Origin of the sequence: secondary endosymbiont of Heteropsylla cubana (assembly GCF_000287355.1) — a bacterium.
Taxonomy (GTDB): Bacteria; Pseudomonadota; Gammaproteobacteria; order Enterobacterales; family Enterobacteriaceae.
Genome location: NC_018420.1, coordinates 586,198 through 599,758, shown reverse-complemented (window position 1 = coordinate 599,758; position 13,561 = coordinate 586,198). Strand labels below are relative to the sequence as shown.

The 13,561-nt window shown below is 37.9% G+C and carries 8 protein-coding genes; all 8 read left to right on the top strand.

Annotated features, from left to right (window positions below):
* Positions 1-395: 395 nt before the first annotated feature.
* The 8 genes from secE (at position 396) to rpoC (ending at position 12,521) form a co-directional block, all read left to right on the top strand.
* Positions 396-779, top strand: coding sequence for a preprotein translocase subunit SecE (secE, locus tag A35E_RS01570; protein WP_014888929.1), 384 nt, complete (start codon positions 396-398; stop codon positions 777-779).
* A gap of 1 nt (position 780) precedes the next feature.
* Positions 781-1,326 carry a transcription termination/antitermination protein NusG gene (gene nusG / locus A35E_RS01565; RefSeq protein WP_014888928.1) on the top strand — a complete coding sequence of 182 codons (546 nt, stop codon included), beginning with the start codon at positions 781-783 and terminating at the stop codon, positions 1,324-1,326.
* Between the two features lie 149 nt (positions 1,327-1,475).
* The gene (rplK, locus tag A35E_RS01560) at positions 1,476-1,925 is read left to right on the top strand and encodes a 50S ribosomal protein L11 (RefSeq protein WP_014888927.1); all 450 of its coding nucleotides are present in this window, start codon (positions 1,476-1,478) and stop codon (positions 1,923-1,925) included.
* Positions 1,909-2,613 (top strand): 50S ribosomal protein L1, encoded by a 705-nt coding sequence (rplA, locus tag A35E_RS01555; protein WP_014888926.1) that lies wholly within the window; start codon positions 1,909-1,911, stop codon positions 2,611-2,613. The genes rplK and rplA overlap by 17 nt, the downstream gene beginning before the upstream one ends.
* A gap of 309 nt (positions 2,614-2,922) precedes the next feature.
* Positions 2,923-3,420: a 50S ribosomal protein L10 gene (gene rplJ, locus A35E_RS01550; RefSeq protein WP_014888925.1), complete on the top strand. Its 498-nt coding sequence runs from the start codon at positions 2,923-2,925 to the stop codon at positions 3,418-3,420.
* Positions 3,421-3,486: 66 nt separating this feature from the next.
* Positions 3,487-3,849, top strand: a complete 363-nt coding sequence (gene rplL / locus A35E_RS01545) for a 50S ribosomal protein L7/L12 (RefSeq protein ID WP_014888924.1) — start codon at positions 3,487-3,489, stop codon at positions 3,847-3,849.
* Between the two features lie 326 nt (positions 3,850-4,175).
* Positions 4,176-8,204 (top strand): DNA-directed RNA polymerase subunit beta, encoded by a 4,029-nt coding sequence (gene rpoB / locus A35E_RS01540; protein WP_014888923.1) that lies wholly within the window; start codon positions 4,176-4,178, stop codon positions 8,202-8,204.
* Between the two features lie 93 nt (positions 8,205-8,297).
* On the top strand, positions 8,298-12,521 hold the full coding sequence (gene rpoC, locus A35E_RS01535) for a DNA-directed RNA polymerase subunit beta' (protein ID WP_014888922.1): 4,224 nt from the start codon (positions 8,298-8,300) through the stop codon (positions 12,519-12,521).
* The last annotated feature ends 1,040 nt before the right edge of the window (positions 12,522-13,561 follow it).

The following is a 13,561-nucleotide window of genomic DNA, read 5'->3' as shown; positions in this document are numbered from 1 at the left end:
CCAACATTCAGAGTCTACAAAAAGGTCATATTGTCCCTAAAAAATCCACATGGAACAATATCTAGATCTATAATGATTTGGTGAAAAAAATAAAATCATAAAAAATAATAAAATATTTAATTAAAACGTTACCAGTAAAAACTTAAAGAGGATCTAAATCTCATAACACTTCATTTTTTAATGGAGTAATTTGGAGATAATTATCATACTTTTTAATACACGATGCCGAATTAAAGAAGCTAGCCTTTCATTAAAGTTCAGTCATAATCAGTCATTATATACGTTTTACTACGATAAAATAAAAGTTTTAGCTAACACAGCTCAGCTACATTTTGCTTATTAGTGGTACAACTGTACCTAATTAACTGGTTTTTATCCCAATTTATAGGTTTTTTATGCGTATACAGACCCAAGCTTCAAAAAAAATACATAGATTTGAAGTCGTTAAGTGGTTAATTGTTATTATTCTATTAGTGGTCACCATTATCGGCAACCATTATCACCGCAATGCCCCTCTGTTTTTAAGAGTGCTAGGTTTCATATTTATGCTTTCGATTGCAGCCGGTATGGCCATGATTACCGCTAAAGGCAAATCTATCCTTTTATTTGGACGAGAAGCTCGTACCGAAATGCGTAAAGTTATTTGGCCAACTCCACAGGAAACCTTACATACCACGTTCATTGTAACCACAGTAATTGCTGCAATGTCACTGATTTTGTGGAGCCTAGATAGTATTCTTGTCCGTATGATATCGTTTATTACTACGCTGAGGTTTTAACATGTCAGAAACTCTACAAAAACGCTGGTACGTCGTTCAAGCATTTTCCGGTTTCGAAGGACGGGTAGCCCAATCCCTTCGCGAACACATCAAGCTTCACAATATAGAACATCTATTTGGTGAAGTCATGGTGCCAACGGAAGAAGTAGTTGAAATTCGCAGTGGCCAACGTCGCAAAAGTGAACGTAAATTTTTCCCCGGTTATGTTCTCGTGCAGATGTTGATGAATGATGCTAGTTGGCATTTGGTAAGAAACGTGCCTCGTGTGATGGGGTTTATTGGCGGGACGTCTGATCGACCTTTACCTATTAGTGAGAAAGAAGTGAGCGCGATCATGAATCGCTTACAAAAAATTGGCGAAAAACCAAGACCTAAAACTCTTTTTGAACCTGGTGAGCTAGTTCGTGTTAATGACGGTCACTTCTCCGATTTTAATGGAATCGTAGAAGAGGTAGATTACGACAAAAGCCGTCTAAAAGTATCAGTGTCAATTTTCGGTAGAGCTACACCAGTTGAGTTAGATTTTGCTCAAGTTGAAAAAAGTTGATGTTACAAAAAAATAATTTCTTGTCTCAAAAACCAATCTAATATAAAGTTGTCATCTTTTCTTTAAATTTTATTTATTTTTTTCGCATAAACGCTATGCAAGTACGAGCAACCTTAATTAGAATTCAGAACTCGTTAGGAAAAATAACCATGGCCAAGAAAGTAAAAGCCTATGTTAAATTGCAGGTTGCTGCCGGTATGGCAAATCCAAGTCCGCCAGTAGGTCCAGCTCTAGGTCAGCAAGGTGTTAATATTATGGAATTCTGTAAAGCCTTTAATACAAAAACTGAAAATATGGAAAAAGGCCTGCCCATTCCCGTTGTTATTACCGTATATTCTGACCGTTCATTTAATTTTATCACTAAGACCCCACCAGCTGCTATTTTATTAAAAAAAGCTGCAGGAATTAAATGTGGTTCTAGTAAAGCAAAAAAAGATACAGCTGGTAAAGTAAGCAGCCAACAAATCCGTGAGATTGCAAAAATCAAAGCAGCCGACATGACCTGTGCTGATATGGAAGCAATGTATCGTTCTATTTCAGGTACGGCAAGCTCTATGGGACTAGAAGTGGAGGATTCAAGAAATGCCTCAACTGACTAAACGAATGCATATGATTCGTGAAAAAGTTGACTACACCAAACAATACGAAATTAACTCAGCTTTAATGCTTATAAAAAATCTAGCTACCGCTAAATTTATTGAAAGTGTCGACGTTGCTATAAATCTAGGTATCGATCCTCGAAAATCTGATCAAAACATTCGTGGTACTACCCTACTGCCTCATGGTACTGGACGCAATGTACGCGTTGCAGTATTTGCTCAAGGTTCTAATGCAGAAGCAGCGAGAACAGCTGGAGCACATCTGGTTGGTATGGATGACCTAGCTGATCACATAAAAAAAGGTGAAGTCAATTTTGATGTTGTTATTGCATCTCCAGATGCTATGCGTGTCGTCGGTCAGCTAGGCCCGCTCCTCGGGCCACGTGGCTTAATGCCTAACCCAAAAGTTGGAACAATAACTTCAAATATTTCTGAAGCTGTTAAAAATGTAAAAGCAGGTCAGATACGCTATCGAAACGACAAAAATGGAATCGTTCATGCCAGCATTGGAAAAATAAATTTTGACTCTAACAAGCTACGAGAAAATCTAGAAGCTCTTCTTTTTTCGTTAAAAAAAGCCAAACCGCCACAGACTAAAGGTATTTATATTAAAAAAATCACCATTTCTACAACTATGGGTACAGGTGTTTCTTTGGATCTACTTGCTCTATTAACTAAAACTGCTTAATTATTGCTTTACTCGAACGTTCGGTTTGTCTAAGATTTCTAGACAAAGCTTAAACTGAATCTTTTCCTTATATGACTTTAGGTGTTATTCGTATATTTTTAGGTTAAAGGTTGATATTTTTATCTAATAATCTGCCTAAAAACCACAGGTTGTTTTAAAAACTTACTTTTCCTGCTTAGAAAGTGACAGAAACTACATAACAATTTCGTATTCTAGATTTCTGATTACCATATATCAACGCTTAAGATCGCTGCAGTAATATGTAAAATAAGTCCCGGGAGACCTCCGGTTAAATCCAGGAGAAAGCTAATGGCATTAAATCTTCAAGACAAACAAGCGATTGTTGCTGAAGTTAATAAAGCAGCTAGATCTGCATTGTCTGCTGTTGTCGCAGATTCTCGCGGCGTTACAGTAAATCAGATAACTCAGCTTCGCAAAGCAGGTCGTGAAGCTGGTGTTTATATGCGAGTTGTACGCAACACTCTCTTGCGTCGCATCGTTGATGATACTCCTTTTGAATGCCTGAAAAATAGTTTTACCGGCCCAAATCTGATTGCGTTTTCTAATGAACATCCAGGCGCAGCAGCTCGTTTATTTAAAGCCTTTTCTAAAGAAAATAATAATTTCACAATTAAAACCGCAGCTTTTGAGGGAAAAATAATCTCAGCATCACTGATTGATTCCCTCGCTACTTTACCTACTTATAAAGAAGCAATCGCCTACCTCATGTCGACAATCACAACTGTATATGCAGGTAAGCTAGTTCGAACATTAGCCGCACTGCGTGATCGAAAAGCAGCGACTTAATCGCCGGCTTTACTCTAAAGCTATTGTAAATGTATAAGCACTTTCTGAATTGTAGGAATCCTTGTTATGTCTATAACTAAAGAACAAATTCTAGACACAGTAGCCGAAATGTCCGTTATGGATGTAATGCAACTAATCTCCATGATGGAAGAAAAATTCGGAGTTTCTGCCGCTACTGCCGTTCCAACTAGCGCTCCACCTGAACCAGTAGAAGAAAAAACCGAATTTGAAGTAATTCTTAGCGCAATCGGATCAAATAAAATTGCTGTTATCAAGGCCGTTCGTAGCGTGACAGGTTTAGGTCTAAAAGAAGCAAAAGACCTAGTTGAATCTGCGCCTATTGCTTTAAAAGAAGGAGTGAGCAAAGATGACGCTGAAACACTGAAGAAAACACTAGAAGAAGCCGGAGCTTCTATTGAGATTAAATAAATTAACCTTCTACGTTGCCGCCTCCATGAAACTGATGGCTGGTGACTTTTCAGTCACCAGCCTTTTTGCACTGTAGGGAATTAAGTAGAATTTTATCCCATTCATCTACTACATTCAGCTTAATCTGTTTCTTATCTACGACTCAATATATTAAATTTCCTCCCTATATTTCTCGTTAGGAACGTGCAACAAAACAATTAAGAGTGATAGAAAGAAGTATTACATAAGAGGATATCAATCCTATAGACCGTGATAAATAGCGTTGCATGTACTGTCCTTAAAAACAGACAGAGTTGTATCGACTTGTCAGCTAGTTGAGGAACCCTATGGTTTACTCCTATACCGAAAAAAAACGCATTCGTAAAGATTTTGGGAAACGTCCCCAAGTATTAGATATTCCCTATCTCCTATCTATACAGCTTGATTCCTTTCAAAAATTTATCGAGCAAGATCCAGAAGGTCAATGCGGATTAGAATCAGCTTTCCGTTCCGTATTTCCTATTCAAAGCTACAGCGGTAATGCTGAACTACAATATGTTAGTTACCGTCTAGGCGAAACCATCTTTGATGTCAAAGAATGTCAGATTAGAGGAGTAACGTTTTCTGCACCCCTACGAGTTAAACTTCGACTTATTATTTATGAGAGGGAAGCCAAAGAAGGTGCAGTAAAAGACATTAAAGAGCAAGAAGTCTATATGGGTGAAATCCCGATTATGACCGATAACGGTACCTTTATTATCAACGGAACCGAACGTGTTATTGTTTCCCAGTTACACCGTAGTCCTGGTGTATTTTTTGACAGCGATAAAGGCAAGACCCACTCTTCTGGTAAAGTTTTGTATAACGCTCGTATTATTCCTTATCGCGGATCTTGGTTAGATTTCGAGTTCGACCCGAAAGATAACTTATTCGTACGTATTGATCGCCGTCGAAAATTGCCGGCAACTATTATTTTGCGTGCATTGAACTATACCACCACCCAAATATTAGATATATTTTTCGATAAAGTAGTCTATGAAGTTCATGATAAACAATTGAAAATGGAACTAATTCCTGAACGATTACGTGGTGAAACTGCCTCCTTTAATATAGAAATTAATGGTAAAATATACGTTGAAAAAGGGCGTCGTATTACAGCACGTCATATTCGCGAATTAAAAAAAGATCGCGTTGCACATATAGCAGTTCCTCTTGAATATATCATTGGCAAAGTTGTCGGAAAGGACTATATCGATAGTAATACTGGTAAAATTATTGTTACAGCCAACATGGAACTAACGCTAGACCTTTTGGCGGAGCTAACCCAAGCCGGACACAAATGCCTTGAAATACTCTTTACTAATGACTTAGACCATGGCGCTTATATTTCCGAGACTTTGCGAATTGATCCCACTAACGATCGCTTGAGCGCTCTAGTAGAAATCTACCGAATGATGCGTCCTGGAGAACCACCAACGCGAGAAGCGGCTGAAAATCTATTTGAAAACCTCTTTTTTGGAGAAGAGCGCTACGATCTATCCGCCGTAGGGCGAATGAAATTTAACCGTTCACTTCTTCGTGATGAAATTGAAGGACCAGGAATCCTGAGTAACGACGATATTATTTCAGTAATGAAAAAACTCATCGATATTCGTAACGGTAAAGGCGAAGTCGACGATATTGATCATCTAGGAAATCGTCGTATCCGTTCAGTAGGTGAAATGGCAGAGAATCAATTTCGTATAGGCTTAGTGCGTGTCGAACGCGCAGTAAAAGAACGTCTATCTTTAGGTGACTTGGATACACTAATGCCTCAAGATATGATCAATGCAAAACCTATTTCGGCTGCAGTAAAAGAATTTTTTGGATCAAGTCAGTTGTCGCAGTTTATGGATCAGAACAACCCTCTTTCCGAAATTACTCATAAGCGTCGTATCTCCGCATTAGGATCAGGAGGGTTAACCCGCGAACGCGCCGGTTTTGAAGTGCGTGATGTTCATCCCACTCATTACGGGCGTGTATGCCCTATAGAAACTCCCGAGGGACCGAATATTGGTCTTATCAACTCCCTTTCAGTCTACGCTCAAACCAATGAATACGGATTTCTAGAAACACCGTATCGTCGCGTACAAAATAGTGTTGTAACTGACGAAATCCACTATTTATCTGCAATTGAGGAAGGTAAATTTGTCATTGCACAAGCTAATACCAACCTAGATGATAACGGTTTTTTTATTGATGATTTCGTTACCTGTCGCAGCAAAGGAGAAGCTAGTCTATTTAGCCGAGATCAAGTTGATTACATGGACGTATCTACCCAGCAAATAGTCTCAGTTGGTGCTTCGCTAATTCCTTTTTTGGAACATAACGATGCAAATCGTGCTTTAATGGGTGCAAATATGCAACGTCAAGCAGTACCAACTCTTCGTACTGATAAACCACTAGTTGGAACTGGTATGGAACGTGCAGTTGCCGTTGATTCTGGTGTGACTGCTGTAGCTAAACGTGGTGGAAAGGTACAATATGTAGATGCATCTCGAATCGTGATTAACGTCAACTTAAATGAAATGTATCCTGGCGAAGCCGGAATCGATATTTATAATTTAACAAAATATGTTCGCTCTAATCAAAATACCTGTATTAGCCAGACACCATGCGTATCACTAGGTGATCAAATTGAACGTGGTGATGTATTAGCTGATGGTCCGTCTACCGATCTAGGCGAGCTAGCACTAGGTCAGAATATGCGTATTGCGTTTATGCCTTGGAACGGTTATAACTTTGAAGATTCTATGCTGGTATCAGAACGAGTAGTACAGGAAGATCGTTTTACTAGTATTCATATCCAAGAATTGGCCTGCGTTTCCCGTGACACTAAACTCGGTTCTGAAGAAATCACCGCTGATATTCCCAATGTTGGTGAAGCTGCCCTTTCTAAACTAGATGAATCAGGGATCGTCTATATCGGTGCAGAAGTAACCGGTGGAGATATCTTGGTAGGTAAAGTTACTCCAAAAGGGGAAACCCAATTAACACCAGAAGAAAAACTACTACGAGCTATTTTTGGTGAAAAAGCTTCTGATGTAAAAGATTCCTCTCTGCGTGTCCCTAATGGAGTTTCTGGCACTGTTATTGATGTACAGATATTTACCCGAGATGGTTTAGGAAAAGATAAACGCGCGCTAGAAATTGAGGAAATGCAACTTAAAAAAGCTAAGAAAGATCTAACTGAAGAGTTAAAGATATTTGAATCCGGTCTATTTTCCCGCATTCATGAAGTACTAATCTCTGGGGGGATTGAACTAGCACATCTAAATACACTACATCGTACACGATGGTTAGAACTAAATTTATCTGATGAAGATAAGCAAAACCAACTTGAACAACTCGCCGAACAGTATGAAGAACTTAAACATAAATTCGAAAAAAAATTGGAAGAAAAACGACGTAAAATTACTCAAGCTGATGACTTAGCTCCAGGTGTATTAAAAATCGTCAAGGTTTATCTAGCGGTAAAACGTCAAATACAACCGGGTGATAAGATGGCTGGGCGTCATGGTAACAAAGGTGTTATTTCTAAAATCAACCCAATTGAAGATATGCCTGTTGATGAAAATGGCGTTCCAGTAGATATAGTTTTAAATCCTCTAGGTGTACCATCTCGTATGAATATTGGTCAAATTCTAGAAACTCATTTAGGTATGGCATCGAAAGGAATTGGCGATAAGATTAATACTCTACTTAAACAGCATAAAAAAGTAGCTGAGTTGCGCCAGTTTATTCAAAAAGCGTATAACCTAGGTGATGAAGTAAGACAAAAAGTAGATCTTAATACCTTTTCTGATGAGGAGGTGATCCGTTTAGCAGAAAACCTCAAAGAAGGAATGCCAATCGCTACTCCAGTCTTTGATGGAGCAAAAGAAACAGAAATTAAGGAACTACTAAAATTCGGCGATATACCAACATCAGGTCAAATCACTTTATTTGATGGCCGGACCGGTGAAAAATTTGAGAGACAGGTCACTGTTGGTTATATGTACATGTTAAAACTTAATCATCTAGTCGATGATAAAATGCATGCACGTTCTACTGGCTCTTATAGCCTGGTGACTCAACAACCACTGGGAGGAAAAGCACAGTTTGGCGGGCAGCGCTTTGGAGAGATGGAAGTCTGGGCGCTTGAAGCTTACGGTGCATCCTATACACTACAGGAAATGCTGACTGTCAAGTCGGATGATGTTAACGGTCGTACCAAGATGTATAAAAATATCGTAGATGGCAATCACATGATGGAACCAGGAATGCCGGAGTCTTTTAATGTTTTATTAAAGGAAATCCGCTCACTAGGCATCAATATCGAATTGGAAGAAGATTAATATGTTCTTCCCTCCGTATGCGATTCGCATCGCTAACAAAGATACATGAGCGTTTCATAACCTAATAGATCTCACTCCGACAGAGGCTAATCCGTGAAAGATTTACTAAAGTTTCTGAAAACGAAAACTCAGACCGAAGAGTTTGATGCGATTAAAATCGCACTGGCTTCTCCAGACATGATCCGTTCTTGGTCATTTGGTGAAGTAAAAAAACCAGAAACCATTAACTATCGCACCTTTAAACCAGAACGAGATGGTCTTTTCTGTGCCCGTATTTTTGGACCGGTGAAAGATTACGAATGTCTATGTGGTAAGTATAAACGCTTAAAACACCGAGGTGTTATTTGTGAAAAATGCGGCGTTGAGGTAACACAAACTAAAGTACGCCGCGAACGCATGGGACATATCGAACTAGCGTCTCCTACTGCTCATATCTGGTTTTTAAAATCGCTTCCATCTCGTATCGGTCTCCTTCTCGATATGCCATTACGTGATATTGAACGCGTATTGTATTTTGAATCTTATGTTGTTGTTGAAAGCGGAATGACTAAACTTGAACAACGTCAAATTTTAACCGAAGAACAGTATCTAGATGCATTAGAGGAATTTGGTGATGAGTTTAATGCTAATATGGGCGCCGAAGCAATTCAAACCCTCTTAAGGAACATCAACCTAGAACAAGAATGCGAACAGCTACGAGAAGAATTAGAAGAAACCAGTTCAGAAACAAAACGTAAAAAATTAACGAAAAGAATTAAACTATTAGATGCTTTCTTACTATCCGGAAATAAACCAGAATGGATGATTTTAACAGTATTACCGATATTACCACCAGACCTTCGACCTCTAGTACCACTAGATGGTGGCCGTTTTGCAACATCAGATCTCAACGACCTGTATCGCCGAGTGATCAACCGTAATAACAGGTTAAAACGTCTGCTAGATCTATCTGCGCCAGATATTATCGTACGAAATGAAAAACGAATGCTACAAGAAGCAGTCGATGCATTGCTAGATAACGGTAGACGGGGTCGTGCCATTACCGGATCCAATAAGCGTCCATTAAAATCTCTTGCGGATATGATTAAAGGTAAACAAGGACGATTTCGCCAAAATTTACTAGGTAAACGTGTTGACTACTCCGGACGCTCTGTGATCACCGTAGGTCCATATTTACATTTACATCAATGCGGCCTACCAAAGAAAATGGCATTAGAGTTGTTTAAGCCTTTCATTTATGGAAAATTGGAGTTACGAGGTCTAGCAACAACTATTAAAGCAGCTAAGAAAATGGTTGAGCGCGAAGAAGCTGTTGTATGGGATATTCTTGACGAAGTTATTCGAGAACATCCTGTTATGCTAAATAGAGCACCAACGCTACATCGTTTAGGAATTCAAGCTTTTGAGCCAGTATTAATTGAAGGTAAAGCAATTCAGTTACATCCTCTAGTATGTGCCGCTTACAATGCCGATTTCGATGGTGATCAAATGGCGGTCCATGTCCCATTAACGCTAGAAGCTCAGCTAGAAGCACGCGCACTAATGATGTCGACAAACAATATTTTATCCCCCGCTAACGGAGAACCAATTATTGTTCCATCCCAAGACGTTGTATTAGGTCTGTATTATATGACTCGTGACAGCGTGAATGCTAGAGGAGAGGGAATGGTCTTAACCGGACCAAAAGAAGCAGAACGTATTTATCGGGCTGGTATAGCGGAGCTACATGCGCGCGTTAAAGTAAGAATTACAGAATATGAGAAACTTAACAACACATGGATAGAAAAAACCTATCTAGTTGATACTACAGTTGGCCGAGCCATTTTATGGATGATAGTTCCTAAAGGACTGACCTTTGCACTTGTCAATGAGACACTAGGTAAAAAAGCTATTTCGAAAATGCTTAATAATTGCTATCGCCTTCTCGGTTTAGAGCCAACTGTCGTCTTCGCTGATCAGATTATGTATACTGGATTCGCTTATGCAGCCCGATCCGGTTCCTCTGTTGGTATTGATGACATGGTCATTCCAATGAAAAAGGCGGAAATTATTGATGAAGCAGAAACTGAAGTTGCTGAAATCCAAGAACAATTTCAATCAGGTCTAGTCACCGCAGGTGAACGTTATAATAAAGTTATTGATATCTGGGCCGCAGCTAACGAACGTGTCGCTAAAGCGATGATGGACAATTTATCCACCGAAACTGTTATTAACAGTAATGGAAAAGAAGAGCGTCAAGTCTCTTTTAATAGTATCTTTATGATGGCTGATTCCGGAGCACGAGGTTCAGCAGCACAGATTCGCCAACTAGCTGGTATGCGTGGTCTAATGGCGAAACCTGATGGATCAATCATCGAAACGCCAATTACAGCAAACTTCCGTGAAGGGTTAAACGTACTTCAATATTTTATCTCTACCCATGGTGCTCGTAAAGGTCTAGCGGACACCGCACTAAAAACTGCAAATTCTGGTTACCTAACACGTCGTCTGGTTGACGTTGCACAAGATTTGGTCATCACTCAAGATGATTGCGATACTTTTTCAGGTATCTTAATGACACCCCTAATTGAAGGAGGTGACGTAAAAGAAGCGCTCCGCGAACGGGTTTTAGGACGCGTAACTGCAGAAAACATCCTGAAACCAGGAACTGACGATATTTTAATAAAACGCAATACTTTGATAAATGAACAGTGGTGTGATGTATTAGAAAAAAATTCTATCGATAGTGTCAAAGCCCGATCTGTTGTAACATGCGATACTGACTTTGGAGTGTGCGCTAACTGCTATGGACGCGATTTAGCACGAGGACACCTGGTCAATAAAGGTGAAGCTATTGGTGTTATTGCTGCACAATCTATCGGTGAACCAGGTACACAGCTAACCATGCGCACTTTTCATATAGGAGGAGCTGCATCTCGCGCAGCGGCAGAATCCAGCATTCAGGTAAAAAATAAAGGAACTCTATATCTTAACAATGCTAAATTTGTGATCAATAGTAGCGGCAAGCTTGTTATTACTTCACGTAATACTGAGTTGAAGTTAATTGACGAATACGGACGTACAAAAGAAAACTATAAAATACCTTATGGTGCGGTGATGGCCAAAGGAAACGGTGTACAAGTTATGGGTGGAGATACAGTTGCAAACTGGGATCCGCATACCATGCCAGTAATAACTGAAGTTGATGGATTCCTTCGATTCACGGATATGGTTGATGGGCAAACTATTACTCGTCAGACAGATGAATTAACCGGGTTATCATCTATTGTTATACTAGATACTGCCGAGTGTACAGGTAGCGCTAAAGATCTTCGTCCAGCACTACGCATTGTTGATTCTCATAATAATGATGTTTTTTTACCTGGTACTGATATACCTGCTCAGTATTTCCTACCTGGAAAAACAATTGTTCAACTAGAAGATGGCGCTAAAATAACCGCTGGTGACACACTTGCTCGTCTTCCACAAGAAACCAGTGGAATCAAAGATATCACAGGTGGTTTACCTCGTGTTGCTGATCTCTTTGAAGCCCGACGTCCTAAAGAACCTGCTATTTTAGCTGAAATAAGTGGCATCGTTTCTTTTGGTAAAGAAACTAAAGGAAAGCGTCGCTTAGTCATCTCTCCATTAGACGGTAACGACGTATATGAAGAAATGATCCCTAAATGGCGTCAACTTAACGTATTTGAAGGAGAACGAGTCGAACGAGGAGATGTAATTTCCGATGGCCCAGAATCTCCTCATGATATTTTAAGGCTACGAGGCGTCCATGCAGTTACTCGTTATATCGTCAATGAAGTTCAGGATGTCTACCGTCTTCAAGGAGTAAAAATTAACGATAAACATATTGAAGTTATTGTTCGTCAGATGCTACGAAAAGCAACAATTACTAGTAGCGGAAAATCTGAATTTTTAGAAGGTGAACAAGCTGAATATTCTCGGATAAAGATTGCAAATCGTCAATTAGAAAACGACCCTAAGATAAAAATCCACTATGTTCGTGATCTACTTGGTATTACAAAGGCCTCTTTAGCTACGGAATCGTTTATCTCTGCGGCATCTTTCCAAGAAACCACTCGAGTACTAACAGAAGCTGCTGTGGCTGGAAAGCGCGATGAATTACGTGGACTTAAAGAAAATGTAATTGTAGGACGCTTAATCCCAGCTGGAACTGGCTATGCCTATCATCAAGAACGAGCACGTTATCGTCAAACCGACGTTTCAGTATTTCCAACACCAATTACTGCTGATGAAGCTTCTGCTAACCTTACTGAACTACTTAATTCGGATCTAGGAAGAAGCAAAAATCAAGAATGATCTTTTCATGCCTTTATCGTTTTTATGAAAATAAAAAACCTCCTCTAAAGAGGCGGTTTTTTATATATTAAAAATAATAAAATAGGCAATGGTCGCAAATTGTTATTTTATTTATTGCTACATTGACAATAAAAATAAAATTAATAGTTGTATGTAAAAATATAAAAGTGATTTGCTATTAAACGTAAAAATCTAATAACAATTAGTTAAAACTAACATCATAGAAATATGCTACATAGTATGTATAGCTACATATATTTACAAGCAAAATTATCATATTAATTACTATGCATGTTAACAAATTAATTTTACATATATATACAATTAAATATTTGACCTAAACGTTCGTATTTTTATTAATTTAACTTATTTTTAAATATTGTAAGAATAGATAGCAGTCTGACAGTATTAATAAACTAATATAATAATACGGTAAAATCATAAATCTATGTATAAAAAATTTATTCCAAAGTATACTTTTTATAAGTTATTAATGTGTATATCACTCTATTTTTTAATATATGAGATTATATAGAGCAGCAACATCTAACAATAAAAATTGTCTTTTTTATAAATTAAATATATAATTCATCATAGCCTTGTAATGTAATGTAATGTATTTTTCAGATATTATTTTTACTATACTGATAACAATAGTTATTCAGTTTTTTTTAAAAAGTTATATAAGAATATATTCTTTTTAATTTATTAATTAAAAAAAATACAATAATGTGTTAAATTAATATTTTATGTATAAGTAATGATTGATGTTACAATATTTATCAACAAAAACTATAAAAAAATAAAATTAGCTATAGGTCATGTAAAATTATATATACTTATTTATCTTTTTTCTACCATTCATCACCCCCGTAAATTAAAATGAATTAACTGATTTTTATTGCTATATTTATAATAAAAAATCTTATATTAATAACTTAAAATTACTTTTTCGTAAAAAACTATAGTATCGCAATCATTACAGACCATTATCTATAATAGTTTTTTTTATAAAAAAATGTATTTAAAATAAAAATAAA

Coding starts and splice junctions, on each gene's coding strand:
- rplJ (WP_014888925.1), top strand. CDS start 2,923: ATGGCATTAAATCTTCAAGACAAACAAGCGATTGTTGCTGAAGTTAAT.
- rplL (WP_014888924.1), top strand. CDS start 3,487: ATGTCTATAACTAAAGAACAAATTCTAGACACAGTAGCCGAAATGTCC.
- secE (WP_014888929.1), top strand. CDS start 396: ATGCGTATACAGACCCAAGCTTCAAAAAAAATACATAGATTTGAAGTC.
- rplK (WP_014888927.1), top strand. CDS start 1,476: ATGGCCAAGAAAGTAAAAGCCTATGTTAAATTGCAGGTTGCTGCCGGT.
- rpoB (WP_014888923.1), top strand. CDS start 4,176: ATGGTTTACTCCTATACCGAAAAAAAACGCATTCGTAAAGATTTTGGG.
- nusG (WP_014888928.1), top strand. CDS start 781: ATGTCAGAAACTCTACAAAAACGCTGGTACGTCGTTCAAGCATTTTCC.
- rplA (WP_014888926.1), top strand. CDS start 1,909: ATGCCTCAACTGACTAAACGAATGCATATGATTCGTGAAAAAGTTGAC.